Below are 25815 nucleotides of genomic sequence, written 5' to 3'. Positions count from 1 at the left end.
GGGGGGTGACGGTGGGTCAGCGGGCGCCGTGGCCGGGGGCGATGGACTCGACGCGTTCGGCGAGGTCGAAGTCCTTCCCGGTGAGGGCTCCGCCCGCGGAGTGGGTGTGGACGGCGAGGGCGACCGAGTCGTAGCCGAGCGTCAGGTCGGAGTGGTGGTTCAGCTCCTGCTGGATCTGGGCGACGTGGACGACGAGCGCGGTGGCGGCGAAGTGGTCGGGGAGCCGGTAGGAGCGGACCAGCCGGGCGTCCTCGACGGCCCAGCCGGGAAGCTCCCGCAGACGGTCCTCGATCTCCTTCTGCGACAGCGGCTGTGTGGGCACGGGGGTGCTCCCTCCGGTCGGTGGTGCGCGGGGCGGGGTACGTGGTGCGGGCGTCGCTCCCCGGGGGAACGTACCCGGGTCGCCCCTCTGGGATACCGTCTGCGCATGACAACGGTGGTGAGCGACACGGGTGTCGGACCGCTGCTGCGCGACTGGCGCGAGCGGCGGCGGCTCAGCCAGCTGCAGCTGGCGCTGCGCGCGGACTCCTCCGCGCGGCACATCTCCTTCGTCGAGACGGGCCGCTCGCGGCCGAGCGAGGAGATGATCCTCAAGCTCGCCGAGCACCTGGACGTGCCGGTGCGGGACCGCAACGCACTGCTCCTGGCGGCGGGTTACGCGCCCCGCTACGCGGAGTCGACGCTCGACGCGCCGGAGCTGGGGCCGCTGCGGGACGGCATCGCGCGGCTGCTCCAGGGGTACGAGCCGTATCCGGCGCTCGTCGTGGACGGCTCGTACACGGTGGTGGCGGCCAACCGGGCGATCGCCCTGCTGCTCGACGGGCTGCCCGGGCACCTGCTGACGCCCCCGATGAACGCCATGCGGATCACCCTGCACCCGGAGGGACTGGCACCCCGGATCCGCAACCTGCGGGAGTGGCGGGGGCACCTGCTGGCCCAGATGGAGCGTCAGATCGCCTTCGCCCGCTCGGACGCGCTGCGCGCGGTGTACGAGGAGGTGACGGCGTATCCGCTGCCGGAGCCGCCCCGGGCGGCGGCCGTCGAGGACCCGGAGCCGTACCCGTACTTCGCGCTGCCGCTGCGGATCGAGCACGACGGGCGGGTGCTGTCCTTCGTGTCGTCGATCTCGACCTTCAACACGCCGATGGACGTGACCGTCGCCGAGCTGGCCATCGAGACGCTGCTCCCGGCCGACCCGGCGACGGTGGAGTACCTGCACTCCCCCCGTTCCTGACGGGCCCTCAGCGGGTGGCGGCGCGCAGCGCGCCCCACTGGAGGAGCGCGAAGCCCGCGACGGTGCCGGCCTGCATCGGGGTCCAGACGAGTCCGGCGGTGGTGGGGTCCAGCCAGGCGGCGAGGGCGACCAGGCTGAGGACGGCCCACAGCAGGTTGGCGTCCACGACGAGCTTCACGGCGAGCGCCGGGGGCTGCGGGCGGCTCGCCAGCCAGGCGACGCCGGCGGCGAAGGCCGTGAGGAAGAGGCCGAGTCCGAGGAGCAGGGCGGGGTCCACGCCGAGGAGTTCGCCGAGCGGGCCGGAGGCCAGGGCGTAGGCGAGCCCGTTGGCCCCGGTGACGACGGCGTCGAGGGCGAGGAAGCGGCGGACCATGGAGTGCGGCCGGGTGGTGCGGGCGAGACCGGCGAGCAGGGTCTGGGACATGGCGGATCACCCTCCAGAAGGGGTCGTTCGTGCGGTGGGGACCCGGCGCCCGGGCGGAGTGCGCCGCCCGGGTTCCGGTGCTCCAGAGCTTGCCGACCGGGGCGGGTCCGGGTCGATTACCCCCGAGGTCATGCCGGAACCCGGGCGGAGCCGGCGGAGGCGTAGGCGGAACCGGCGGAGGCGTAGGGGGGAGCCGGCGGGGCGTCAGTAGGCGGCCCGGCGGTGGCCGATGTGGGCGCGCAGCCGGGCGGTGTCGGCTTCGGTCCAGCCTTCGGGCGGGACGACGGCGGCCCAGCCGTCGACGGCTCCGGCGCCGTAGCGGTGCCCGTGCGGGGCATCGACGCCGTACGAGACGGCCATGTCGACCGAGGTCTGCCAGAAGGTGACGAAGGGGAACCAGCGGATCTCGGGGGTGATGTCCGGGCCGAGCGGCCGAGAGAGCCAGCGGGGCCGGTCGAGCAGGAGGTCGGGCGACCACCAGACGACGGGGTCGGAGGCGTTCTGGAGGTAGACGACGCGCGGGTGTTCCCAGGGGGCGGCCGGGCGGGCGAGGTCGACGGCCGGGAACTGGCCGAACCTCACCCGTCGGCCGCCCTCGTACTCGGGGCGCCAGACGGGGCTGCCCGGGTCGCGGTCGCGGCGCAGCTCGCGGGAGATCGGCGAGAAGTCGGGCGGGCCCATGAGGAGGGCGCCGTCGGTGCCGGCGAGGAGGGCGTCGACGGTGCCGAAGGAGGCTTCGACGGCGTAGGCGCCGAGGCTCTCGCCGGTGACCACGAGCCGGGGCCTGCGGTCGTCGGGCAGGGTGGCGATCCGGGCCCGGACGGCGTCGACGAGGGCGCGGGTGGCCCGGCCCGCCTTCTCCTTGTCGACGAGGAAGGAGACCCAGCTCGGCAGGTACGAGTACTGGACGGCGACGATCGCGGTGTCGCCCCGGTACATGTACTCCAGGGCCTCGGCGACGTTCGGGTCGACCCAGCCGGTGCCGGTGGTGCCGGCGACGGCGAGGACGGCCCGGTCGAAGGCGCCGGTGCGGTCGAGTTCGCGGACGGCGAGCGCGGCCTGGGCGGCGAAGGGGCGGTCGTCGGCGAAGGCGACGGGCGGGGTGGAGGGGACGTAGACCCGGACGGGGTCGCGGGAGGGGCGTCCGCTCCAGGCGGTGAGCGCGGCCCGGGTGGGGGCGGAGCCGGTGAAGTTGCGGCCCTCGTAGCCGAGGGAGTCCCAGTCGAGGAGGGAGCCGGGGCCGCCGGAGACGAAGCGGGAGACGGGGCGCTCGATGCCCGCCCTGGTGCCGCCGTTGGTGGCGGCGGCGATGCGGTCGGCGACGTCGACGATCCCCCGGTCGTAGACGATGTCGCGGACGCCGACGAGGACGGCGAGGGCGGTGAGCAGCGCGCCGGTGGCGTAGGCGAGGGGCCGGGGCAGGAGCCGGCCGAGCAGCCGGATCAGGGTGACGGCGCCGAGCCGCACGAGCCGGGCCAGGAGCAGGGCGAGGGCGAGGAGCGCGAGGGCGATCAGCGCGATCATCGGGGTGTGCCAGGTCAGCGAGGGCGGCAGGTCCTGGAGGACCCTCAGCCGGCGCTGCATCCGCGCGGACTCGGAGATGAGCCAGACGCTCGCGAGCGGGGCGAGCAGCCAGTACGCCTGCCAGCAGCGGGCGCGGACCCGCTCGCCCGGATGCCGGGGGACGACGGCCCGGAAGAGCCAGGCGAGGGTGGAGCCGAGGGCGTAGCCGATGGCGGCGGTGATGCCGCCGACGATGCCCTGGAGGTACCAGGGGCGGGGCACCAGCGAGGGGCTGAGGCTCGACCAGAAGAAGACGGTGGCCAGGAAGAGCGCGGTGAGGTCGGGCCACCGCCGGACCCGGTACGCGGCGTCCGGCCGGTCCCAGTAGGGCCGCCGCGCGAAGGAGGCCCCCCGGCGGACGGCCCGCCGCACGAGAACGACGGGGGCACGGGGACCACTGCCACTGCCGTCGCCGCTGCCCGGGGCGGGGGCGGGGGTGGACACCGGGCCGCTGCCCGGGCCGGGGTCCGGGGACCGAGCGGGCTGGGGGGTCCGGTCGGTCGAGGTCATCCGGTCAGCCTCGTACGGACCGGTGGGCGGCCGCAAACGGGATTCCCCGGCGACCGGACGGATCCGGCCGCCCTGCGGGGGGGGGCGGGGCGGCCGGATCCCGTGGCCGGCGGACCGCCGTCAGCGGGCCGGGGCTCGCCGTCAGTGGGCCAAGAGCTCGCCGTCAGCGGGCCGGGGGCTCGCCGTCAGGGGAACGGCGGGCGTCGTCAGCGGGGCGGGGCCTCGCGGTGGGGGGCGGGGCCGGAGGGGGCGGGGGTCGGTTCCGCCGTCGGTTCGGGGGCCGGTGCGGAGGGGGGCTCGGCGGTACGGCGGGCCCGGGAGGCCTCGGCGCGCAGCAGGGCCTGGAGGACGGCGTACGGGTCGGTGGGCATGACGGTGCTCCTCGCGGGTGCGGGGTGGGTGGGAAGGGGCTGCTGGGGCGGGGCCCGTCAGCAGCGCATCACCACCCGCCGGTGCGAGGACGGGCGCGGCGCCGGCACGGGGGCGGGGGCGCCGGTCCGCGGGGCGCGACGGGACCGGAGGGGGCGCGGGAGTGCCGGGACGGGCCGGACGCGGGTCCTGCGGTGCCGGGCCCGGCCGGGGAGACCCGCCTCCGCGGGGCCGGGTTCGTGGGTCTCGCCGGCCGGATCCGGGGCGGTGGACGCGGCGGCCGGCCGGGGTTCGGCACCGGCGGGGCCGGCCGCCCCGCCGAGGGCGGCCAGGACCAGGAGCGCGCCGCAGAGCAGGGCGAGGAACCGCCGGAGGCGCGCCGTACGGCCCGCCGGGGCGGCGGGCGCGCGGGGCGGCCGGGGTGCGGGGCTCACGGTGATCCGTACTGCCCCGCCGGGGCGTCCGGCGCTCCGCCCGGGCGGGAGAACCGCCCTCCTGGACTACGCCTCCGGGGCCCGGTTCACCGTCACGGGGGCCCCGGTGCCGTCGGCCGGGCCCTCCTCCGGAGCCGCCGGCGGGGCGAGCGGCACCTGCGGGCCGTCGTCCTCGCGCAGCCAGCGCCGCAGCACCCGGTGCACCTGCTCGGCGCCCACCAGCTCCTCCCCCTCCGCGACCGGGGGCGACAGCTCCGGCGGGGAGAGCAGGAAGGGGTGGGACTGCTCGCCGCCGAGGCCGCCGTGCGAGCCGATCTGCTCCTCGAAGGCGTGCACGGTGCCGGTCGCCGGGTCGTACATCGAGTTGACCATCACGTCGGCGACGTGCGGGAAGCCGTCGGTGCGCCGGACCGCGTCCGCCGCGCCCCGGCCGAAGACCGCCAGCGGCCCGTCGTCGGCCAGCTCCGCCACCGGCACCTCCACCCCGTCCCGGGCCATCACCACCGAGCCGTGCTCGGCGCTCGCCACCAGCAGGAAGCCGATCCCCGGGTGCTGGGCGAGGGTGCGCAGCAGCGCCGGATGGCGCCGGTCGATCTCCTCCTTCGTCATCCGGTGCGGCACGTCGGGGAAGGAGATCAGGCCGAGGTTGCCCGAGGCGAGGACGACCGGCTCGGAGGGACGGGCGGGCAGCTCGCGCCGCGTCTCCTCACCGGTCTCCACCGGCCGGTGCAGGGCGCTGCGCAGCGCGTCCCTGGCCGCGTCCCCGGCCTCCGCGCCGCTGCGGGTCCGGCCGACCCGCCGGGACACCGGCAGTCCGCAGCCCGCCCGCACCAGGTCCTTCAGCGTCAGCCCGTACGCGCCGGCGAAGGTCTCCCCCGGGCTCTGCCCGTGGTCGGAGAGGAGCACGATCCGGTACGGCCGCGGGGCGTGCTCGGCCACCCTGGCGACCAGCGCGAGCGAACGGTCCAGGCGGCGCAGCACCTGGTCGGTGTCCCGCCCCCGGGGGCCCGAGTGGTGCGCCACCTCGTCGTAGGCGACCAGGTCGGCGTAGACGGCGGTGCGGCCGGCGAGCACGTCGCCCATCACCGCCGCGACCACCACGTCCCGCTCGACCACCGTCGCGAAGGCCCGCACGAAGGGGTAGGTGCCGCCGCGCCGGATCCGGGGCGTCTCGCGGCGCAGCCGCGCCCGGGTGGACTGCGCCAGCTCGCGCACGACCTCGTTGACGAGCGAGCCGGCGGTGCGCACCGCGTTGGCCGGGTCCGCGAAGTACGCGACGTAGCCGGCCCGCGAGCGGTTGCGGCGGCCCCGGCGGGCCGCCGCGGTCAGCACCAGCGCCACCTGGTCGGCGCCGCCGCTGAAGAGGTTGCCCCGGGAGGCGCCGTCCAGGCTGAGCAGCCCGCCGTCGCCGGTGCGGCGCACCGCCCGGCGCTGGAGCTCCACCGCGCTCGCCGGCCGGTTGGACACCATGAGCCGGCCGGTGTCCTTCTCGTACCAGCGGAAGGCGGGCACGTCCTCGTTGCTGCCGTGCAGGATGCCGAGCTGGCTGGCGCCGGTCTGGCTCGACCAGTCCGTCCGCCACGGGGTGAGCCGGTGGCCGGCGTCCAGCCAGCCCGCCACCGTCGGCATCAGCCCGTCGGCCACGGCCCGGCGCAGCGTCCGGTGGCCGACGCCGTCGAGCTGGAGGAAGACGGTGCCGGGCGCGGGGGCCGGGACGGAGCGGGGGTCGCGGGGGCGGGTGCGGCCGGTCTGCCGGTACAGGCGGCGGCGGTAGGCGTCGTCGTCGCGCACGGCGAGCGCGGTGGAGGTGGCGGAGGCGACCGCGGACATCACGGCCGCGACGACGACGGCGGTCTCGGGGTCGGCGGCGCCCCGCCCGTCCGGGATCAGCCAGAGCGCGACGAGCAGCAGCGAGCCGTTGAGGAAGAACACCAGCAGGCCGAGGACGAGCGCCGGGACCAGCAGGAAGGCGCGGACGACGAGCGGCCAGACGAGCGCGGTCAGCAGGCCGAAGGCGCCGGCGGCCCAGGCGGCGGTCAGGGCCGTGCGGGTGAGGCTGTCGCCGTCGGGGGACTGCAGCTGGAAGTCCGGCAGCAGTCCCGCGAGCACGAGCAGGGTGAGCGTCGAGACGCCCCACACGCTGAGCACCCGCACCGCCGTCCGCCCCGCGCCCCGCCACCGCCGGTCGCGCCCTCGCCCGTCGCCCACGCCGCCCGCACCTTCCACCCAAACGTCCCCCCACCCTGACATACCTCCCCACCCGGGGCGTTCCCCAGTGGTGCGGCCGGGCGCGGGTCGCGGGACGGGGGCGGGGGGTCAGGTGCCGTCGTAGCCGGCGGTGGGCATGGAGAGGCGGCGGTGGACGGCGGCCCTGGCGGCGGAGTCGTAGGGCGGCGGCGGCGCGTCGGCCGTCTCGACCCGCACGCCGCGCCGCGCGCACTCCGCCCGGAAGCCCGGCACCGAGGTGAGGGCCCGGGCCAGGACGCGCTCGTTCGCCGCGACGAAGACGTCGACCTCGCCGGACTCGACGTCGGCCCAGAGTTCGTCGTGGTCGGGCCGGACGCCGTAGAAGAGGAGCCGGCGCACGAGGACGTATCCGCGTTCGACCGCCCAGCGGGCGCACATCGCGTGCTGGCCGCGCGTGTCGACGAGGAAGGGCTCGGAATCGAGTTCTTCGAGCGGGGTGAGGCTGGCGATCGCCGCGACCCGGACGTCGTTCATGGACCGACCCTACTGCCCGGCGGAGCCGCACGGGAGGCCCGCCGGGCCTCTACCCTCGTGAGGGAGCGCGGATCGCGAGGGAAGGGCGGCATGCCGGTGGAGGTCACCTGGTGGGGGCACGCGACCTGCACGGTCGAGGACTCCGGGGTCCGGTTCCTCACCGATCCGCTGTTCGCCCGGCGCCTCGCGCACCTGCGCCGCCGCCGCGGCGCCCCGCCGCCGCCCGAGGCGGCGGTCGCGGAGGCGGTCCTCGTCTCGCACCTGCACTCCGACCACCTGCACCTGCCGTCGCTGGCCCGGCTCGCGCCGGGGACCCGCGTCCTGGTGCCGTCGGGCGCGGCCGACGCGGTGCCGGGGCTGCGCCGGCTGGCCGCGGCGGGGCTGCGGCTGACGGAGGTGGCGCCCGGGGACGAGGTGGTGGTGGAGGGCGTGACGGTACGGGCCGTACCGGCGCTGCACGACGGCCGGCGGCTGCCGTTCGGCCCGCACCGCTCCCCCGCGCTCGGCTACGTCGTCGAGGGCGAGGCGCGGACCTACTTCGCCGGGGACACCGGGCTCTTCGACTCCATGGCGGAGGCGGTCGGGCCGGTGGACGTGGCGCTGCTGCCGGTGGGCGGCTGGGGCCCCTTCCTGGGGCAGGGGCACCTGGACGCGGGGCGCGCGGCGCGGGCGCTGGCGGAGCTGTCGCCGGCGGCGGCGGTGCCGGTGCACTACGGCACGTACTGGCCGATCGGCATGGACGGGGTCCGGCCGCACGAGTTCCACGCGCCGGGCGTCGAGTTCGCGCGGCAGGCGGCCCTGCTGGCGCCGAAGGTGGCGGTGCACCCGCTGGGGCACGGCGAGCGGGTGCGGCCCGAGGTCGCCCGGTGACCGGTGGGCTGCTGGCCGCGGTGCGGGACCTGCCGCCGGAGTCGACGCAGCAGGCGGTGGGCTACCCCTCGCTGTTCCTGCTGGTGGCGCTGGGGGCGCTGGTGCCGGTGGTGCCGACGGGGGCGATCGTCAGCTCGGCCGCGGTGGTCGCCCTGCACCAGTCCTCGGCGGTGTCGCCCTTCCCGCTGCTCCTCGTCTTCCTGGTGGCCTCGGCGGCCGCCTTCCTCGGCGATCTGGCGCTGTACTGGCTGGGGCGGCGCGGGGTCCGGTCGCGGAACGGCTCGCGGTGGCTGGCGGCGCTGCGCTCGCGGGTGACGCCGGACCGGCTGGCGCACGCGCAGGAGCGGCTCGACAGTCACCAGGTGTCGGTGCTGGTGCTGTCCCGGCTGGTGCCGGCCGGGCGGATCCCGGTGATGCTGGCCTGTCTGCTGGCCCGGATGCCGCTGCGCCGGTTCGCGCGGGGCGACGCGGCGGCGTGCCTGGCCTGGGCGGCGACGTACCAGCTGATCGGGATCCTGGGCGGTTCGCTCTTCCCGGAGCCCTGGCAGGGCGTGGTGGCGGCGGTGGGTCTGACGCTGCTGGTCAGCGCGGTCCCGGCGCTGTGGCGGCGGGTCCGGGGCGGCGGGCGCGACGCGCTACGGCACGAGGACGCGTGAACCGCCGACGGGGAGGTCCCACAGGTCCTCGCGGGGAAGTCCGGCGTGGGCCCAGGCGGCCCGGACCCGGGTGAGGGGTTCGAGGACGGGTTCGGAGGAGAGCACGAAGGTGGCCCAGTGCATGGGGGCCATCCGGCGGGCGCCCAGGTCCTGGTGGGCGCGGACGGCCTCCTCGGGGTCGGTGTGGACGTCGCTGAGCCACCAGCGCGGGTCGTAGGCGCCGATGGGCAGGAGTGCCAGGTCGATGCCGGGGTGGCGGCGGCCGATCTCGGCGAACCAGTGGCCGTATCCGGTGTCCCCGGCGAAGTAGACGCGGTGCCCGGCGGTGTCGGTGAGCACCCAGCCGCCCCACAGGGAGCGGCAGGTGTCCAGGAGGGTCCGCTTGGACCAGTGGTGGGCGGGGACGAAGTCGAAGCGGACGCCGCCGAGTTCGGCCGCCTCCCACCAGTCGAGCTCGGTGACCCGGGTGAAGCCGCGCCGGACGAACCAGCGGCCGAGGCCAGCCGGGACGAGGACCGGGGTGGTGCGCGGGAGGCGCCGGAGGGTGGGGGCGTCGAGGTGGTCGAAGTGGTTGTGGCTGATGACGACGGCGTCGACCGGCGGCAGGTCCTCCCAGCGGACCCCGACCGGGGTGAGCCGGGCGGGGGTGCCGAAGATGCGGCGGGACCAGACCGGGTCGGTGAGGACGGTGAGGCCGCCGAGGCGGAGGATCCAGCTGGCGTGCCCGGCCCAGGTGACCGCGACGGTGCCGGGCCCGGCGGGCGGCAGCGGACCGGGCGCGAAGGGCAGCAGCGGCACGTCCCGCAGGCCCTCGGGCCGGGGGCGTACGGCTCCTTCGCGGGCGAGCCGGGCGAGGGCGCGGACGCCGGGCAGGGGCGCGGTGAGCCGGTCGGCGAAGGTGCGGGGCCAGTCCGCGCGCAGCCGGCCGAGGGGCTGGAGCACGGAGGTGGGGAGCGCGGCGGGCGCGGCCCGGTGCGGGGCCCCGGCGGGGCGGGCCGTCCGTTCGGTCATCAGCGGGCTCCGTTCTGCGCGGTGGGGTCGGCCGGCGGCCGGGCCAGGTCTTCCAGGGCGGCGGTCAGCCGGGCCAGGGCCCGTACCGCCTGGGGCAGTTCCTCGGGGGCGCGGGCGGCGAGGGTCTCGGCGCGTTCGGGCGGGGTGGTGCCGAGCAGGGGGCCGGTGTCGAGGCGGACCCGCAGCGCGACGGGTTCGTCGCCGAAGCGGTGGCCGCCGGGGACGGGCCGGCCGAGGCGGGCGGTGAGGTGCTGCTCCAGTTCCGGGGAGTCGGTGACGCCGTGGGCGGCGAGTTCGGCGCGGAGCGGTCCGAGGTCGGCGTAGAGGTGGCGGCCGGCCCGCGGGGGCCGGGCGAGGCCGCCGGCGGCGAGGACGGCGCGGTGCGCGGCGGCGGCGAGCCGGCCGTGGACGGCGGCGGCGCGCAGGGCCGGTACGAGGACGTCCTCGGGTTCGTCGAGGGCGTGGGCGACGGCGGGGGCGACGGGGGCGGGGAGCACGGCGCCGAGGACGGTGAGGACGTCGAGGGCGCGGGCCCGGGGGTCGCCGTAGCGGTCGGCGCGGGCGGCGCAGGCGGGCGGGAAGCGGGCGATGGCGCAGGGCCAGGAGGCGGGGACGAGTCCGCCGCCGGCGAGGTCGGCGAGGACGGTGACGTCGTCGGGGCACATCTCGGCGGGGCTGACCAGGACGGTGTCCCGGGGGTGGTGGAGGGTGTCGCGCCAGGTCTCGTCGCTGATCACGTGGAGGCCCTCGGCGACGGCGGCCTCGCAGCTCTCGCGGACCAGTTCGGGCGGGGCGACGGTGGCGGTGGGGTCGTCGGCGACGGAGAGGAGCAGGACGCGGGGGTCGCCGCCCTCGGCGCGGACCCGGCGGACGGTCTCCAGGAGGGCGTACGGGTCGGGGACGCCGCCGGCCTCGGGGGTGGTGGGCACGTGGTAGGCGGGCCGGCCGAGGAGCCGGACCTGCGGGGTCCACCAGGCGGGGCAGGGGCGGGGCAGCAGCACGTCGCCGCCGTGGGCGGCGAGGAGGGCGAGGAGCAGGGCGGGGGCGCCGGGGGCGACGAGGGCGTCCTCGGCGTGGCCGCGCAGGCCCCGCCGCCACCAGTAGCCGGCGGCGGCCTCGCGCACGACGGGTCCGCCGCCGGGCGGTTCGGGGTCGGTCCGGCCGGCGGCGGCCGCGAGGAGGGCGGCGAGCCCCGGGGGGACGGGGCGGCCGCTCCCGGGTGCCGGGGGTCCGTAGCGCACCGGGCCGCGGCCTTCCGGAGCCGTCTCCCGCATGTCCCGTACCTCCTGAGCGCGGGGGGGCGCCGGCACGGCGTCCCCGTGCCCTTTATAAGGGCGAACGCCCCGGCCCGCCCGTTCAGACGACGGTGACCGGGTGACGGACGACGGCGTCGAAGAGGTAGCCCTGGGTGTTGTGTACGGCCCGGTCGGGCTGGGTGTTGCCGGCGGCGTCGGTGGTGCGGGAGAGGAGGGTGGCGGGGCCGGGGCGCTCGGGCCGCCAGGGCAGCGACCAGCGGACCCAGGCGCCGCGCCGGGGGCCGTCGTGGAGGCGGGCGGGGCGCCAGGTGGCGCCGCCGTCGGTGGAGACGTCGACGGCGCGGACCGGGGCGTGGGCGGACCAGGCGCGGCCGGTGAGCCGGTGGACCCGGCCGGCCTCCAGGGTGGCGCCGAAGGGCAGGTGGTGGCCGGACTTGAGGGTCTGCCGGGTGAGCGGGGCGCTGCCGCCGGGCGGGTGGGCCTCGCCGAGGAGCCGGTACCAGTCGGTGGACCAGGGGCTGGTGAGGGGCCGGGTGGAGACCTCGATGTCGCCGAGCCACTTGATCGAGGCGATGCCGACCCAGTTCGGCACGATGAGCCGGACGGGGTGCCCGTGGTCGTACGGGAGGGGCTCGCCGTTCATCTCGTAGGCGAGGATCACGTCGTCCAGGGCCTTGGCGACGGGCAGCGGGCGGCGGACCCGGCCGTAGTCGGTGGAGCCGGAGACGTACGGGTCGTCGAGGCCGCGCGGCAGCAGGTCGACGGCGTCGTGGGCGAGTCCGGCGCGGCGCAGCACCTCGCCGAGGCGGACGCCGCGCCAGCGGGCGGCGCCGACGGCGCCGAGGGTCCAGGCGGTGCCGGAGACGGCCTGGCCCTGCTGGGTGGTGTAGAGGCTGCGGGCGTTGCCGGCGCATTCGACGAGGGCCGTCCGGGTGACGGAGGGCAGGTCGCGGAGGTGTCCGTAGGTGAAGTGGACGGGGGCGCGTCCGTGGAGCCCGTCGCCCCAGAGGGTGAGCCGCCAGTCCCGGGCGTCGAGGACGGGGGTGGAGGTGTGGTTGCGGACGAAGAAGCGGTCGGCGGGGGTGAGGAAGCCGGTGTCGGCGAAGGTGTCGAAGCGGGCCTCGGCGTTGGTGCCGCGCACGGTGAAGCGGTCGGCGGGCAGCGGTTTGACGATGCCGGGGGCGGTGGGCGCGGCGGAGGCGCCGGGGGCGGCCGCGGCCGGGGTGGCGGCTCCGGCGAGCGCGGCGGCGGCCGGGGTGGCGGCGAGGGCCTTCAGGAGCGTTCGGCGGGCGGGCGCGGACGGGTGCGGCACGGGACTCCTCGGCACGGTCACGGGGTCGGTCCGCCGGACGGCGGCGGGCCGATCGTAGGGGTGCGCGGGGTGGCCGGGCCGGGATCCGGGGCGCCTGTTCACGAGGCTGTCACAGGAGGCCGCGCCGGGAGGCGTCCGGGGCCGCGGAGGGGGCGGTGCGGGGCCGGCAGGGGGCGGTGCGGGAGGGGGAGGCGCGGTGGCGGCCCGGTTCCCCCACGGTCCGGGCCGCCCCGCGGTACGCGCCCCCCGTCGCGCGTCCCCCCGCACGGAAAGATATAGAAGTCCTTTCTAGAAACCAACTTCAATCCGGAACCTTTCCGGAACGCCCCCGTCACCCCCCTTCCGAACTCCCCTCCTCACCCGCCTCGTTCGCGGGCCCCGACCCCTCCCCTTCGTCCACATGGCAAGACGCCGGTCTCACGATCCGGCGAAGGGGCCTACCGTGGGAGCACGCACCCACACCGAGGGAGTCGGTTCCATGACGCACGCCTCCGAGCGGTCCCAGGCCCACGAGACCGCCGTCTACACCCACGGCCACCACGAGTCGGTCCTCCGCTCGCACAGCTGGCGCACCGCCGCCAACTCCGCGGCCTACCTGCTGGACGAACTGCGCCCCGGACTCGACGTGCTGGACGTCGGCTGCGGGCCCGGCACCATCACCGCCGACCTGGCCGCCCTGGTCGCCCCGGGCCGGGTCACCGGCGTCGACGCCGCCGAGGACGTCCTGGACAAGGCGCGCGCCGTCGTCGCCGAACGGGGCCTGGAGGGCGTGGAGTTCCGCGTGGCGGACGTCCACGCCCTCGACTTCCCCGACGACTCCTTCGACGTCGTCCACGCCCACCAGGTGCTCCAGCACGTGGGCGACCCGGTCCGGGCGCTGCGGGAGATGCGCCGCGTCTGCCGGCCCGGCGGGATCGTCGCGGCCCGCGACAGCGACTACGGCGCCTTCGCCTGGTACCCCGCGGGCCCGGAGCTGGACGGCTGGCTGGACCTCTACCGCCGGGTGGCGCGGGCCAACGGCGGCGAACCGGACGCCGGACGGCGGCTGTTCGCCTGGGCCCGGCAGGCCGGCTTCACCGACGTGACCACCACGGCGACCGCCTGGTGCTTCGCCGCCCCCGACGAGCGGGCCTGGTGGAGCGGCCTGTGGGCGGACCGCACGACGGCCTCCTCCTACGCGGACCTGGCCGTCGGGGGCGGCCACGCCACCCGCGCCGAGCTGGAGGGTATCAGCGCGGCCTGGCGCGCGTGGGGCACCCGGGAGGACGCCTGGTTCATGGTCCCGCACGGCGAGATCCTGTGCCGGGCGTGACCCCGGCCCGCCCTCAGGGCCGCATCCGGAACTCGTAGGCGGCCGGCAGGGGTTCGTCGGTCAGCCGCGCCCAGAGCTCGCCGAGGGTCTCGGCGCCCTCGCGGAGGTCCGGGACCTCGAAGCCCGCGTCGAAGACGGCGCGGGCCTCGGCCGGCCGGCCCTCGGCGAGGAGGATCCGCGCCTCCAGGAGGCGGAAGGCGCCCCGGCCGCGCTCCTCCTCCGGCAGCGCCCGCCACAGCGCGCGGGCCCGCTCGGTCAGGCCGGCCGCGAGCTGGGCCTCGACGGCCTCGCGGGTCAGCGCGGCGGCCGTCGTCACCGCGGCCGGCCCGTCGACCGTCCCGTCCAGCTCCGCGCACGCCTCGGCGAAGCGGTGGGCGGCCCGCTCCGGATGCCCGTCCTCGCGGTCGGCGACGGCCAGGCAGTACAGCAGCGGCCAGCGCACCGCCGCCCCGGCCAGCCCCCGCTCCCAGCTCCGCACCGCCTGGGCCCGGTCGCCGGCGTGCCACTGGGCGAGGCCGAGGTGGTACTCGGTGGACGGGTCGGCGGGGGCGGTCTCCAGCATGTCCCGCCAGGCCGGGCCGGTCTGCGGCGGGAACGGCACGTCGCCCTTGGCGGGCGGCGGCAGGACGCCGGTCCGCAGCAGGTCCCGCCAGGGCAGCTGCCCGGCGCCCAGGGTCGCCTCCGGGAAGGGGGTGCCGGGGAGGTCGAGACCGGCCCGCAGGACCTCCAGGGCGCCCCAGCCGGAGCCCGCCGCCAGGACCGCGTCCGGCTCCGGGTCGGTGTCGGCGGCGCTCTCCCGCCAGGCGGCGTGGGCGGCGTCGACGGCGGTACGGGGGAGGGCCAGGTCGAGGCTCCGCTCGGCCTCCGCGCGGGCCGCGGCCCAGTCGGCGCCGAGCGCGGTGCCCGGATCGGCGGCCAGCGGCCCGTACGCCTCCAGCCAGCTCAGCTCCGACTCCGGGGCGAGTTCCAGGTGTTCGAGCTGGGTGCGGGCGAGTCCGGCCTGGATCTCGGCGTAGCCTTCGGTGCCCGGCGCGGTGAGCCACTCCTGCCAGCGGCGGCCGCCGGGTCCGGTGCCCCAGACGAAGAGCTTGCGGCCGCGCAGCACGTCGGTCGAGGTCTGGACGAGGCCGGTGCCGTCCTCGTCGAGGGCGGCGATCCAGCGGCGCCGGCCGTCCGGCAGATCGTAGAACCAGTCGGCCGCGTGGGTGCTGTGCCCGGGCCGGGAGCGGTCGGTGCCGTCCTCCCCCGCCGGCACCGGGACCTTGCGCAGGCCGCGCTCGTAGCCGTGGTGCCAGGCGGTGTCGGCGGGGGCGAGGACCCGGCGGCGCTCGGGCACGGCGGTGTTGGACCACCAGTAGACGGGCGCGGGCCGCTCGTGCGGGTTGCGGATCCGGACGCCGACGAGGAGGAAGTCGGAGTCCTCGGGCAGCCACAGGTCGACCTGGAAGGGCAGGTCGCGCAGCCGCTCCCACTCCCAGAGCCGGATCATCGGCGTGCCGTCGGGGGCGGGGACGGCAGCGGCGTGCAGCGGGGCGCAGGAGAGGGTGGAGTGGCCGGTGGCGCCGGTGTTCCACTCGATGCCGCCGGAGAACCAGGCGCCGTTGAGGGCGAAGGCGGCGGGCTGGAACACCGGGTTGCGGTGGACGAGTTCACGGCCGGTGGGCTTGTGGTGCAGGGAGTGGACCCGGCCGCCGAGCCCGGGCAGGACGGTGACCCGCAGCCGGTCGTTCTCCAGGACGAGGGCGTCGAGGCCGGTCTCCCTGCGCTCCCGGCCGTAGCCGTCGCGGACCGGGGCGGGCAGCAGGCTGCGCAGCGGCGCCCGGCCGATGCCCCGCGCCATCTCGCGCGGCAGCGCGGCCAGCTCCTCGGGGCCGAGGGCGTGCGCCGGGCCGGGGGTGCGGAGGGCGGGCAGCGGGTTGTCCGGGCCGAGCGGGGCCGCCGGGAGGGTGAGCACGGCACGTCGTACGGTCGTCATCCGCCCATGGAACACGCCGGGGCCCGGACTGAACAGACCGCGTGACCAGGGCCCCGTGCCGCTTTTATTGCCGCGCGCCGGGGGCGGCGCCCTGCCTAGGGTGGAGGGTCGTCCGCCGTCGGGGCGGGCACCGGGAGCACCACGGGAGTACGAGAGATGGGCACGCCACACACCTACCGGGTCATCGTGCGGGGCACCTTCGACGGGCTGTCGGCCGGGAGCCGGGAGCGGCTGCTCGCCGAGGTGGAGGAGCACGGCCTGGCGGCGATGCGCTTCACCGAGGAGGGCTCGCTCACCTACGACCGGGCGCTGAAGCACTTCTCGTACCGGCTGGTCGTCACGTCGGACGCGGAGGACGGCGACGAGATGGCCGGCGCGCTCGCCGAGGAGCGGGTCGAGGCGGCGCTGGCCGCCCTCGGACACGGCCACAAGGGGCTGAAGTCCACGGTGACCGACCTCGACACGATGAAGATCAACCGCAAGGGTCGGTGATCGCCCAGCGCTCGTGGTCCCGCCAGGCCCCGTCGATGAACAGCATCGCGGGCGAGAAGCCCTCCAGGCGGAAGCCGGCCCGGCGGACCAGGGCGCGCGAAGGGGCGTTGCCGGGCTGGATGTTGGCCTCCAGCCGGTGCAGGCCCATCGGGCCGAAGGCGTGCGCGAGGAGGAGGCCGAGCGCCTCCCCCATCAGGCCGCGCCCGGCGGCGTGCGCGAAGGCGCCGTAGCCGAGGGCGCCGCTGCGGAAGGCCCCGTGCACGATGTTGTTGACGGTGAGGAACCCGGCGATGCGGCCCGCCTCGGCCCGCTCGCAGACGAGGAAGCCGGCCCGGGCCGGGTCCTCGTTCAGCGCGCCCGCGTAGGCGGCGTAGTGCTCGGCCGTACGGGGCGGGAACAGCCACGGCCGGTGCAGCGCGACGCTCTCCTCCGCCCGGGCGGTGAACTCCCCCGCGTCGTCGGGGGTGAAGGGACGCAGACCCACGCGGGCCCCCACCGTGAGGAAACCGTCGAGATCGTCGGGCATGCGCCCAGGCTAGCGCGGCGGCGGCACGGGACCGGGCGGCCGCGGGGCCGGGGCGGCGGGGGGGTACTGCTCCGAGGGCGGTCGGGTGCGGGCCGCGCCCCGGTGGGGGTACGGCCCCGGGCCGGCCGGGGCGGCGGCGAGGCGCCGGGGCCGGGGCGGCGGGCGTGGGGTTCAGCGGCGGGCGGTCGTGACCCGGACGGGGCAGGGTTCGCCCTTGCGGAGGACGCCGATGACGACCGTGGTGCGGCGGTCGAGGCCGGTGCCGGCGGAGGGGTACTGGGTGCAGACCCGCCACCGCGGGGGCCACAGGACCCGCCGGTCCCGGCCGCTGGCGTCGTGGACGTCCAGCCGGGTGCGGTGGTCCAGCCGGGTGAAGACCCGCCACAGCCCCCCGCCCCGGAAGTCCGGCATCGGCGGCCACGCGCCGGCCGCCGCCCGCCGGGCCCGGCGGGTGTCCGCGTCCCCGGCCGCGCCGGCCGCCACCGCGGCGAGGGCCAGCGCCGCGCCCGCCCCGATCAGGGCGCCGCGCTTCACCGGCTCCTCCTCGGGCCCCTCCGGGCCGCGTACCAGCCGCAGAGCGCGCCGAGCAGCGCGGTGGCGAGGAGGGCGAGGTAGAGCGGCATCGTCACCTCCGGGATCAGCAGCCGGATCCTGACCTCGCGGGTGTTCTCGAAGATGAAGACGAGCAGGAGGACCCCGACGACCGCCATCCCGATCCGTCCGGGGGTGACGGCTCCGAACCTGTCCCCCCGTTTCGTGCCCGTCGTGTCCTTGGGACTCATGCCCGCCCTCTCCTCCGTCGTCCGTCACGGGCGTACCCGTGGGACCAGAATGGGGGGACCGGCACGTCGACGGGGCGGTGAACGACTCCGTCCGGGTGACTTGTCAGACAACCCGGGGCGGCTACGGTGGGGGCCGGACGACCGGACCAGACGGGAAGAGGAGAGGCCTTGGCGGGCAGCGGGCACCGGCGGCGACCGGTCGTGGCGCTCTACGAGCGGATCGCGGACGCCGTCCACGACGGCACCTACCCGCCCGGCTCGACCCTCCCCTCCGAGCCGAAGCTCGCCGCCGAGCTGGGCGTGAGCCGGCCCGCCCTGCGGGAGGCGCTGCTGCTCCTCCAGGAGGACGGGCTGCTGACCGTGCGGCGGGGGGTGGGCCGGACCGTGAACGCGAGCCCGCCGCGCCGCGGCTTCGAGCACGTCCAGCCGCTGGAGGAGCTGATCGGCGGCGGCACCGGCCCCCGCGTGCGGGCCCTGCTGCGCACCCTGGAGGAGCCCACCGACTTCACCACCCAGCACCTGCTGGCCCCGGCCCGCGCCGAGCTGCGGTTCTGGGAGTCGGTGCTGGCCGGCGAGGCCGGGCCGGCCGCCCTCTGCCACGAGTGGGCGGCGGTGGACGAGGTCCTGGACCGCGTCCACCCCGCCTTCGCCGCCGCGCTGCGGGAGTGCTCCTCCGCGCCGGGGACGCCGGGGACGGCGGGCCCCGCCTCCTCGATGCTCTCGGTGCTGCTCGGAGCCTCGCGGGAGGTCGCCCTGCACGCCCACAGCGGGATCACCGCCACCCTCCTCGGACGGCGCCGCGGCGAGCAGCTGGACCGGCCGGCGGACACCCCGGCGGTCCTGGTCACCCAGGTCGTCCGGGTCGGGGACACCCCCGTCCTGGCCGCCAAGCACATGCTCCCGACCGGCGCGCCCGCCCTGCCGGTCCTCCAGTCCCGCTGAGCCCGCGCCCCCGGCGCCCCGCGCCCCGGGCCGGCGGCCGCGGCGGCCGCCCGGGCCCCCGCCCTCGGAGTCGTACGAAAACGTTCCTCCGGCGCCCGCACGTCCGCCGGGCGGGTCATGACGTACACTTCCCGGCCATGCACTTGTCTGACAACCCTGCCGCGTCCTCCGCCTCCCCCCGGGCCGCCGTCGCCGACTGGATCCGCCGCGCCCCGAAGGCCGTCCTCCACGACCACCTCGACGGCGGGCTGCGCCCGGCCACCATCGTCGAGCTGGCCCGGGAGTGCGGCTACACCGCGCTGCCGACCGAGGACCCGGCCGAGCTCGCGGTCTGGTTCCGGGACGCCGCCGACTCCGGCTCGCTGGAGCGCTACCTGGAGACCTTCGCCCACACCTGCGCCGTCATGCAGACCCGCGAGGCGCTGGTCCGGATCGCGGCCGAGTGCGCCGAGGACCTGGCCGCGGACGGGGTCGTCTACGCCGAGGTGCGGTACGCCCCCGAGCAGCACCTCCAGGCCGGGCTGAGCCTCGACGAGGTCGTCGAGGCGGTCAACGACGGCTTCCGCGAGGGCGAGCGCCGGACCGGCGGCCGCATCACCGTCCGCGCGCTGCTCACCGGCATGCGGCACACCGACCGCTCCCTGGAGATCGCCGAGCTGACCGTCGCCCACCGCGACAACGGCGTCGCCGGCTTCGACATCGCCGGCGGCGAGATCGGCAACCCGCCCGCCCGCCACCTGGCCGCCTTCCAGCACCTGAAGCGGGAGAACTGCCACTTCACCATCCACGCGGGCGAGGCCGTCGGCGCCGAGTCGATCCACGAGGCGGTGCAGGTCTGCGGCACCGAGCGGATCGGGCACGGCGTGCGGATCACCGACGACATCGCCGAGGACGGCACACTGGGCCGGCTGGCCGCCTACGTCCGCGACAACCGGATCGCCCTGGAGGTCTGCCCGACCTCCAACCTCCAGACCGGCGCGGCCAAGGACTACGGCTCGCACCCGATCGACGAGCTGCGCCGCCTCGGCTTCCGCGTCACCCTCAACACCGACAACCGCCTGGTCTCCGGCACCACCATGAGCGAGGAGTTCCAGCACATGGCGGACGCCTTCGGGTACGGCCCCGAGGTCTTCGAGGAGTTCACGGTCGCCGCCCTGGAGGCCGCCTTCCTGCCGCTGCCGGAGCGCCTGCGGCTGATCGAGGACGTCGTGCGCCCGGGGTACGCGGCGCTGTGACCGGCCGGGGAGGGCGGCGGGAGCCGCCCTCCCCGATGGAAGAATGGCGGCCATGACAGCTGCTGAGGAGTTCAAGCCCGAGTCGGAGCGGATCACGCGCACCCTGCGCGACCAGATCATCGACGGGACCCGGGCCCCCGGCAGCCGGCTGGTCGAGCGGGAGATCGCGGCCGAGCTCGACGTGAGCCGGCTGCCGGTCCGCGACGCGCTCCGGGACCTGGTCAACGAGGGGCTCGTGACGCCCCGGCCGCGCACCTGGGCGGTGGTCAGGGAGTTCACCGCGTCGGACATCACCGACCTCATCGAGGTCCGGTCCGCCCTGGAGGTCCTGGCCTTCCGCCTCGCGGCCCAGCGCCGCACCCGCGCGGGCCTCGCCAAGCTGCGCGCCGACCTCGACGCCGAGCGGGCGGCGGCGGAGCGCGGCGACGGCGCGGAGGCGCGCCGGGCGGCGGCCGACTTCCACGAGACGGTCACCGAACTCGCCGACAACGCCCTGCTGACCGAGCTGGAGGGCACGCTGCGGAGCCGGATGCGCTGGCTGCTCGGCCAGCACGACGACTTCACGGTCGTGGCCGAGGAGCACGAGGAGCTGTTCCGGCGGATCGAGGCGCGGGACGTGGAGGGCGTCGAGGAGCTGGCGCTGCGCCACCTGGAGACGAGCCAGAGCAAGGCGACCGAGCACCGGCGGAGGCTGGCGGCGGAGTAGCCCCCTCGGCCACCGCCTGAGGCGGCCGCCCCGCCCCGACCGGAGCGCCTCCGTCCCCTCAGGGGGCGGGGGCGCTCCGGCGTGCGCGCCCCCGGGTCAGAGCAGGGCGGGCACGTCGAGGGTGAGGGTGCCGGCGTCGGCGTCGAGCACCGCCGGCAGGCCGAGGGGGACGGTCAGGGCGGTGGGCCCGTGGCCGAAGCCCAGCTCCCCCACGACCGGTACGCCGAGCCCGCCGAGCCGGTCGGTGAGGACGGCCCGCACCTCCTCGTACGGCCCGCACTCCGCCCAGGAGCCGAGGGCGATCCCGGCGACGCCGTCGAGCAGGCCGGAGCGGAGCAGCTGGGTGAGGATCCGGTCGATGCGGTACGGCTCCTCCCCCACGTCCTCCAGGAGGAGCAGCCCGCCGGCGGCGGAGGGGCGGGCGTGCGGAGTGCCGAGGTCGGCGGCGAGGAGGCTGGCGCAGCCGCCGAGGGTGATCCCGGCGGCGCGGCCCGGCACGAGCGGCCGGGCGGCGGCGAGGCCGAGGACGCGGACGGTCTCGGGCTCGAAGAGGGTGGCCCGCAGCGACTCCCGGGTGGCGGGGTCGCCGGCGAAGACGGAGACGGCGGTCATGGGGCCGTGGAGGGTGGCGAAGCCGGCGCGGACGGCGAGGGCCTCGTGGAGGGCGGTGACGTCGCTGTAGCCGACGAACGCCTTGGGTCCCGCGGCCCGGATCGCGGTCCAGTCGAGGAGGTCGACCATGCGCTGGGCGCCGTAGCCGCCGCGGGCGCAGAACACCCCGGCGACGGTGGGGTCGCACCAGGCCTCGGTGAGGTCGCGGGCGCGGTCCCGGTCGGTGCCGGCGAGGTGGCCGATCTCCGGGTGGACGTCGAGGACGTGCGGGGCGACGACCGGCTCCAGCCCCCAGTCGCGGAGCACGGCGAGTCCGGCGGCGAGCGCGGGCCCGGGCACCGGGCCGCAGGGGGCGACGACGGCGACCCGGTCGCCGGGCCGCAGCCGGACGGGCCGGGCGAGTTCCGGTACGCCGGCGGTCACCCGCGCAGCTCCAGCTCGGGCACGTCGGGCCGGTCGAAGCCGAAGACCCGGGCGTAGAGCGCGAGTTCGGCCTCCAGGGCGCGGATCATGGTGTCGGCGCGCCGGAAGCCGTGCCCCTCGCCGGGGAAGGCGAGGTAGGCGTGGGGGACGCCCCGCCCGGCGACGCGGCTCAGGAGGCGCTCGGCCTGGGCGGGCGGGCAGATGACGTCGTCGAGGCCCTGGAGGAGGAGGAAGGGCGCGGTGATCCGCTCGACGTGCGTGATCGGCGAGCGCTCGGCGTACAGCTCGGGGACCTCGTCGAGGGGGCCGACGAGGCCGTCGAGGTAGCGGGACTCGAAGTCGTGGGTCTCGCCGGCGAAGCCGGTGAGGTCGAGGACGGGGTAGACGATCGTGCCGCAGGCGTAGACGTCGGTGCGGACGAGGGAGGCGGCGCTGGTCCAGCCGCCGGCGCTGCCGCCGCGGATCGCGAGGCGGGCGGGGTCGGCGGTGCCCTCGGCGGCGAGGGCGGTGGCGACGGCGGCGCAGTCCTCGACGTCGACGACGCCCCACTGGCCCCGGAGCCGTTCGCGGTAGGCGCGGCCGTAGCCGGTGGAGCCGCCGTAGTTGACGTCGGCGACGCCGATGCCGCGCGAGGTGAAGTAGGCGGTCTCCAGGTCGAGGGCGAGTGCGGAGTGGCCGGTGGGGCCGCCGTGGGCGCGGATGACGTAGGGCGGGAGCGCGCCGGCCGGCCCGGTGAAGTCGGGGTTGCGGGGCGGGTGGACGTGGGCGTGGATCTCCCGGCCGCCGGGGCCGGTGAAGGTGCGGGTGACGGGGTCGGGGTAGTAAGCGGGGTCGACGGGATCGGTGTGCGGGGAGCCGACGACGCGGGTGCGTCCGGTGCGGGTGTCGAGTTCGACGATCTCGTGGTGGCGGTCGGGTCCGGCGGCGACGCCGAGGACGCGGGTGCCGTGGACGGCGAGGGTGGAGCTCCAGACGGTCCAGGGGCCGGGGGCGTCGACGAGGGTGCCGGTGTCGGGGTCGAGGATGCCGAGGACGGCGTCGCCGCGGCCGTGCAGGACGGCGACGGGACCGGTCTCCAGGGCCTGGAACCAGGTGAGTCCGGTCTGCCAGAGGGGTCCGGCGAACTCCTCCTCGCGCGGGCAGAGGGCCTGGAGCGGGGCGAGGGTGCCGTCGGGGGCGACCTCGGCCCGGTAGAGGTTCCACCAGCCGGTGCGGTCGCTCGCGAGGAGGAGCCGGCCGGCCGCGTCCCAGTCGGCCTGCGGCACCGATTCCCGCGGGCCTCCGGCGACCGTCCTGGCGTCCTTGAGGGTGCCGTCGGCGGTGATGTCGGCGAGCACGGCCTCGGTGCCGTCCCAGGGCATCCGGGGGTGGTCCCAGCCGAGCCAGACGGCCCGTCGTCCGTCCGGCGAGACGCGGGGGCCGGTGACGAAGCGGTGGCGTCCGTCGGAGAGTTCGCGCACGGCGGTCCGGTCCTCGGCGGCGGATCCGTCGAGCGGGACGGCGACGAGGACCCGGCGGACGTCGGTGGGCGCGGGCCCGGTGAACTCCTCCAGGACGCACCAGACCTCGTCCCGGCCGGGCAGGAACACCGGGTCGGTCCAGCGCAGCCCGCCGCCCACCCCGGAGACGGGGGTGAGCGGCCGGGGGGCCGTGCCGGGCTCGGCGTCGGGCTCGTGGAGGTAGAGCCGCTGGTCGGGGAAGTGGCAGAAGACCAGCAGGGGGCCGCCGGCGGGCCGTTCGACGGCGGCCCAGGGGCGGCCGCCGTATTCGAGGACCCGGTTCCGCACGTTCCACGGCGGGGGCAGCGGGGTCTCCTCCGTGCCGTCGGCGCGGCGGCGGACCAGGGTCCGCCGGCCGCCTTCGGTCGGGCGGGGCGCGGTCCACCACACCTCGTCGCCGACGGTGGCCAGGTGGGCGGGCCGTCCGTCGTTGGCCGCCGCGAGCGCGGCTCCGACGGGTGAGGTCCAGCTGCCGTGGGCTGCCTCGGTCTGCATCGTCGCTCCCCCAGGTCCGGGTTCCGGTTCGGTCCTACGCGGTCTTCAGGTAGTGGTCGAGCACCCGCACGCCGAAGTGCAGGGCGTCGACCGGGACGCGTTCGTCGACGCCGTGGAACATCGCCCCGTAGTCCATGCCCGGGGGCAGCTTCACCGGCGAGAAGCCGTAGCCGGTGATGCCGAGCCGGGAGAACTGCTTGGCGTCGGTGCCGCCGGACATGGTGAAGGGCACGGCGTGCGCGCCGGGGTCGAAGCGCTCGACGGCGGCGCGCAGCTTGGCGAAGGTCGGGGCGTCGACGGGCGCTTCGAGCGGCACCTCGCGGTGGTGGAACTCCCAGTCGACGTCCGGGCCGGTGAGCAGGTCCATGGTGGCGGCGAACTCGTCCTCGGTGCCGGGCAGCATCCGTCCGTCGACGTAGGCGACGGCCTGGCCGGGGATGACGTTGCACTTGTACCCGGCCTGGAGCATCGTCGGGTTGGCGCTGTTGCGGACGGTGGCCTCGACGAGGGCGGCGGCCGGTCCGAGCTTGTCGAGCAGGAGCGGCACGTCGAGGTCCGGGGCGTGGACGTCGATCTCGACGCCGTGCAGCGCGGCCAGTTCGGCGAGGGCGGCGCGGACGGTGGCGGTGAGCCGGACGGGCCAGGCGTGGGCGCCGATCCGGGCAACGGCGGCGGCGAGTCGGGTGACCGCGTTGGCCTCGTTGACCTTGGAGCCGTGGCCGGCCCGGCCGCGCGCGGTGAGCCTGAGCCAGGCGGTGCCCCGCTCGCCCGCCCCGATCGGGTACAGCGTCATGCCGGGGTGGGGGTGGAAGCTGAACGCGCCGGACTCGCTGATGCCCTCGGTGCAGCCCTCGAAGAGGCCGGCGTGCCGGTCGGCGAGGAAGCCGGAGCCGTCGTTCGCGCTGTCCTCCTCGTCGGCGGTGTAGGCGAGGACGATGTCGCGGGCCGGCCGGACGCCCTGGCGGGCCCAGGAGCGAACGACGGCGAGGACCATCGCGTCCATGTTCTTCATGTCGACGGCGCCGCGGCCCCAGACGATCCCGTCGCGGACCTCGCCGGAGAAGGGGTGGACGGTCCACTCGGCCGGGTCGGCGGGGACGACGTCGAGGTGGCCGTGGACGAGGAGCGCCGGGGCGGTGGGGTCGGTGCCGGGGATGCGGGCGACCACGTTGGTCCGGCCGGGGGTGCGCTCCAGGAGGGTCGGTTCGATCCCCGCGTCGGCGAGCCGTTCGGCGACGTACTCGGCGGCGGGGCGCTCGCGGCAGTCGCCGCCGCCGCGGTTGCTCGTGTCGGTGCGGATCAGGTCGGAGGTGAAGGCGACGACCTCGTCGAGCGCCTTCGCGTCCGGCCCCGCGGGAAACGGTTCCGCGGGGGACGTGCTGCTAGCCATACTGCTCCTCCACTGCGGCCGACACGATCGTCGTGACCGCTTTGAACGTGCGGATCGCCTCGTACATCGTCGCGCTGGTGTACGCGACGCGCCGCTCGCCGCTGCGCGCCACGCCGGGAACCACCGTGGCGGCGGCGCCCAGGTGCTCGGCGTCGAACTCGACCTGGACGGTGTGGGGTCCTGCGTGGACCGGTTCGTGGCGGACGGCGAGGGCGACGGCCTCGCGGGCGGCGGCCCGGATGTCGGCGGCCGTGCGGGCCGGGGTCCGGCACACGGCCGCGTACCGCGAGACGTGGTCCTTGACGGCGACCTTGAGCGCCTCGGGAGCGTAGTCGAGGGCGTCCTCGCAGGTCAGGTCGTCGCCGGTGACGAGGATGACGGGGACGCCGTACTCGGCGACCACGTGGGCGTTGAGCACGCCCTCGCTCGCGCGCAGGCCGTTCAGCCAGACGCCGGTGATCGAGTTGGCGAGGTAGGTGTGGGCGAGGACGCCCTCGGCGCCGGCGCCGGTGTGGTAGCCGACGAAGGCGATGCCGTCGACGTCCCCGTGCTGGACGCCCTCGACCATCGACAGCGACTTGTGCCGGCCGGTGAGCATCTGGACCCGGTCGTCGAGCCGCTCCAGGAGCAGGTTGCGCATGGTCCAGTGCGCCTCGTTCACCAGTACCTCGTCGGCGCCGCCGTCGAGGAAGCCGAGCGCCGCCGCGTTCACGTCCGAGGTGAACATCGGGCGGCAGCGCTCCCACTGGGGCGTGCCGGGGAGCACGTCGGCGGGCCAGGTGACGCCGGTGGCGCCCTCCATGTCGGCGCTGATGAGGATCTTCATGGAGGGAACCGTACGCGCCGTCCGGCGGCCGTACCACCCCTGTGGACAACCGTCGTTGGAGTGGACCAATGACACCGCCGGAACGGGGGTAGCGGCACGTCAGAGCCGTTCCGGGAAGGTCCGGAGGCCTCCCGGGCACGGGCGCGGCACGGTGGCGCCCGCGCCTTCGGGAGGGCGATCCGGTGAAGGCGGCGACCGTGGCACCGGGTTCCGCGCGCCGGCGGTCCGGCGCCCCGGCGG

Annotated in this window: 26 protein-coding genes; 8 read left to right on the top strand and 18 right to left on the bottom strand. The window is 76.8% G+C overall.

Annotated elements, in window-relative coordinates; translation table 11 throughout:
- Positions 1-16 precede the first annotated feature (16 nt).
- The gene (locus ACFW6A_RS10755) at positions 17-322 is read right to left on the bottom strand and encodes a 4a-hydroxytetrahydrobiopterin dehydratase (RefSeq protein WP_351845285.1); all 306 of its coding nucleotides are present in this window, start codon (positions 320-322) and stop codon (positions 17-19) included.
- A 105-nt stretch (positions 323-427) separates the two neighbouring features.
- On the opposite strand from ACFW6A_RS10755, the gene ACFW6A_RS10750 reads away from it, so the two are divergent.
- On the top strand, positions 428-1234 hold the full coding sequence (locus ACFW6A_RS10750; RefSeq protein WP_386639891.1) for a helix-turn-helix domain-containing protein: 807 nt from the start codon (positions 428-430) through the stop codon (positions 1232-1234).
- Positions 1235-1241: 7 nt separating this feature from the next.
- Here the strand turns inward: ACFW6A_RS10750 and ACFW6A_RS10745 are convergent, their stop codons facing one another.
- The 6 genes from ACFW6A_RS10745 to ACFW6A_RS10720 form a co-directional block, all read right to left on the bottom strand.
- Positions 1242-1658, bottom strand: coding sequence for a hypothetical protein (locus ACFW6A_RS10745; RefSeq protein WP_386480262.1), 417 nt, complete (start codon positions 1656-1658; stop codon positions 1242-1244).
- 204 nt (positions 1659-1862) lie between these two features.
- Positions 1863-3731, bottom strand: coding sequence for an alpha/beta hydrolase (locus tag ACFW6A_RS10740; protein ID WP_386639888.1), 1869 nt, complete (start codon positions 3729-3731; stop codon positions 1863-1865).
- Between the two features lie 206 nt (positions 3732-3937).
- Positions 3938-4102 carry a hypothetical protein gene (locus ACFW6A_RS10735; RefSeq protein WP_351845277.1) on the bottom strand — a complete coding sequence of 55 codons (165 nt, stop codon included), beginning with the start codon at positions 4100-4102 and terminating at the stop codon, positions 3938-3940.
- A gap of 57 nt (positions 4103-4159) precedes the next feature.
- Positions 4160-4534: a hypothetical protein gene (locus ACFW6A_RS10730; RefSeq protein ID WP_351845275.1), complete on the bottom strand. Its 375-nt coding sequence runs from the start codon at positions 4532-4534 to the stop codon at positions 4160-4162.
- Between the two features lie 66 nt (positions 4535-4600).
- On the bottom strand, positions 4601-6742 hold the full coding sequence (locus ACFW6A_RS10725; protein ID WP_386639885.1) for a phage holin family protein: 2142 nt from the start codon (positions 6740-6742) through the stop codon (positions 4601-4603).
- 108 nt (positions 6743-6850) lie between these two features.
- Positions 6851-7255 (bottom strand): hypothetical protein, encoded by a 405-nt coding sequence (locus ACFW6A_RS10720; protein WP_351845271.1) that lies wholly within the window; start codon positions 7253-7255, stop codon positions 6851-6853.
- 90 nt (positions 7256-7345) lie between these two features.
- Between ACFW6A_RS10720 and ACFW6A_RS10715 the strand changes: the two genes are divergently transcribed.
- Positions 7346-8125, top strand: coding sequence for an MBL fold metallo-hydrolase (locus ACFW6A_RS10715; RefSeq protein ID WP_386480272.1), 780 nt, complete (start codon positions 7346-7348; stop codon positions 8123-8125).
- Positions 8122-8781 (top strand): DedA family protein, encoded by a 660-nt coding sequence (locus tag ACFW6A_RS10710; RefSeq protein WP_386639882.1) that lies wholly within the window; start codon positions 8122-8124, stop codon positions 8779-8781. Before ACFW6A_RS10715 ends, ACFW6A_RS10710 begins: the two co-directional genes overlap by 4 nt.
- On the opposite strand, the gene ACFW6A_RS10705 is transcribed toward ACFW6A_RS10710, so the two are convergent.
- The 3 genes from ACFW6A_RS10705 to ACFW6A_RS10695 all read right to left on the bottom strand — a co-directional run bounded on the left by ACFW6A_RS10705 (position 8761) and on the right by ACFW6A_RS10695 (position 12360).
- Positions 8761-9792, bottom strand: coding sequence for an MBL fold metallo-hydrolase (locus ACFW6A_RS10705; protein ID WP_351845265.1), 1032 nt, complete (start codon positions 9790-9792; stop codon positions 8761-8763). The two genes, ACFW6A_RS10710 and ACFW6A_RS10705, sit on opposite strands and share 21 nt — an antisense overlap.
- Positions 9792-11066, bottom strand: coding sequence for an aminotransferase class I/II-fold pyridoxal phosphate-dependent enzyme (locus ACFW6A_RS10700; RefSeq protein ID WP_386639879.1), 1275 nt, complete (start codon positions 11064-11066; stop codon positions 9792-9794). Before ACFW6A_RS10700 ends, ACFW6A_RS10705 begins: the two co-directional genes overlap by 1 nt.
- 82 nt (positions 11067-11148) lie before the next feature.
- Complete coding sequence (locus ACFW6A_RS10695) at positions 11149-12360, bottom strand: sulfite oxidase (protein ID WP_351845261.1); 1212 nt, start codon at positions 12358-12360, stop codon at positions 11149-11151.
- 478 nt (positions 12361-12838) lie between these two features.
- Between ACFW6A_RS10695 and ACFW6A_RS10690 the strand changes: the two genes are divergently transcribed.
- Positions 12839-13672: a methyltransferase domain-containing protein gene (locus ACFW6A_RS10690; protein WP_386480281.1), complete on the top strand. Its 834-nt coding sequence runs from the start codon at positions 12839-12841 to the stop codon at positions 13670-13672.
- Between the two features lie 13 nt (positions 13673-13685).
- Here ACFW6A_RS10690 and ACFW6A_RS10685 read toward each other — a convergent pair whose 3' ends face one another.
- Complete coding sequence (locus ACFW6A_RS10685) at positions 13686-15647, bottom strand: DUF5107 domain-containing protein (RefSeq protein WP_351845257.1); 1962 nt, start codon at positions 15645-15647, stop codon at positions 13686-13688.
- 156 nt (positions 15648-15803) lie between these two features.
- Here ACFW6A_RS10685 and ACFW6A_RS10680 point away from each other — a divergent pair, with 156 nt between their 5' ends.
- Positions 15804-16139: a DUF6204 family protein gene (locus ACFW6A_RS10680; RefSeq protein ID WP_351845255.1), complete on the top strand. Its 336-nt coding sequence runs from the start codon at positions 15804-15806 to the stop codon at positions 16137-16139.
- Here the strand turns inward: ACFW6A_RS10680 and ACFW6A_RS10675 are convergent.
- The 3 genes from ACFW6A_RS10675 to ACFW6A_RS10665 form a co-directional block, all read right to left on the bottom strand.
- Entirely contained in the window at positions 16120-16665 is a 546-nt protein-coding gene (locus ACFW6A_RS10675) for a GNAT family protein (RefSeq protein ID WP_351845253.1), read from the bottom strand. The two genes, ACFW6A_RS10680 and ACFW6A_RS10675, sit on opposite strands and share 20 nt — an antisense overlap.
- A 171-nt stretch (positions 16666-16836) precedes the next feature.
- Positions 16837-17199, bottom strand: a complete 363-nt coding sequence (locus tag ACFW6A_RS10670) for a hypothetical protein (RefSeq protein ID WP_351845251.1) — start codon at positions 17197-17199, stop codon at positions 16837-16839.
- Positions 17196-17447 (bottom strand): lipopolysaccharide assembly protein LapA domain-containing protein, encoded by a 252-nt coding sequence (locus tag ACFW6A_RS10665; protein WP_351845249.1) that lies wholly within the window; start codon positions 17445-17447, stop codon positions 17196-17198. The genes ACFW6A_RS10670 and ACFW6A_RS10665 overlap by 4 nt, the downstream gene beginning before the upstream one ends.
- 168 nt (positions 17448-17615) lie before the next feature.
- Between ACFW6A_RS10665 and ACFW6A_RS10660 the strand changes: the two genes are divergently transcribed.
- The 3 genes from ACFW6A_RS10660 (at position 17616) to ACFW6A_RS10650 (ending at position 20330) form a co-directional block, all read left to right on the top strand.
- On the top strand, positions 17616-18389 hold the full coding sequence (locus tag ACFW6A_RS10660; RefSeq protein ID WP_386639875.1) for a GntR family transcriptional regulator: 774 nt from the start codon (positions 17616-17618) through the stop codon (positions 18387-18389).
- 137 nt (positions 18390-18526) lie between these two features.
- Positions 18527-19624 carry an adenosine deaminase gene (locus tag ACFW6A_RS10655; protein ID WP_351845245.1) on the top strand — a complete coding sequence of 366 codons (1098 nt, stop codon included), beginning with the start codon at positions 18527-18529 and terminating at the stop codon, positions 19622-19624.
- Between the two features lie 52 nt (positions 19625-19676).
- Positions 19677-20330: a GntR family transcriptional regulator gene (locus tag ACFW6A_RS10650; RefSeq protein WP_351845243.1), complete on the top strand. Its 654-nt coding sequence runs from the start codon at positions 19677-19679 to the stop codon at positions 20328-20330.
- A gap of 96 nt (positions 20331-20426) precedes the next feature.
- Here the strand turns inward: ACFW6A_RS10650 and ACFW6A_RS10645 are convergent, their stop codons facing one another.
- From ACFW6A_RS10645 to ACFW6A_RS10630, 4 genes are read right to left on the bottom strand one after another with little or no spacing between them, the layout of a single operon-like run.
- The gene (locus tag ACFW6A_RS10645; protein ID WP_386639870.1) at positions 20427-21365 is read right to left on the bottom strand and encodes an LD-carboxypeptidase; all 939 of its coding nucleotides are present in this window, start codon (positions 21363-21365) and stop codon (positions 20427-20429) included.
- Complete coding sequence (locus tag ACFW6A_RS10640; RefSeq protein WP_386639867.1) at positions 21362-23359, bottom strand: S9 family peptidase; 1998 nt, start codon at positions 23357-23359, stop codon at positions 21362-21364. The genes ACFW6A_RS10645 and ACFW6A_RS10640 overlap by 4 nt, the downstream gene beginning before the upstream one ends.
- A 34-nt stretch (positions 23360-23393) precedes the next feature.
- On the bottom strand, positions 23394-24749 hold the full coding sequence (locus ACFW6A_RS10635) for a M20/M25/M40 family metallo-hydrolase (RefSeq protein WP_386485373.1): 1356 nt from the start codon (positions 24747-24749) through the stop codon (positions 23394-23396).
- Positions 24742-25575, bottom strand: coding sequence for a M55 family metallopeptidase (locus ACFW6A_RS10630; protein WP_043224052.1), 834 nt, complete (start codon positions 25573-25575; stop codon positions 24742-24744). Before ACFW6A_RS10630 ends, ACFW6A_RS10635 begins: the two co-directional genes overlap by 8 nt.
- Positions 25576-25815 lie beyond the last annotated feature (240 nt).

The organism is Streptomyces sp. NPDC058758 (assembly GCF_042746075.1).
Taxonomy (GTDB): Bacteria; Actinomycetota; Actinomycetes; order Streptomycetales; family Streptomycetaceae; genus Streptomyces.
Note: the sequence above shows the minus strand (reverse complement) of the source record. Positions and strands in the feature narration are given on the sequence as shown.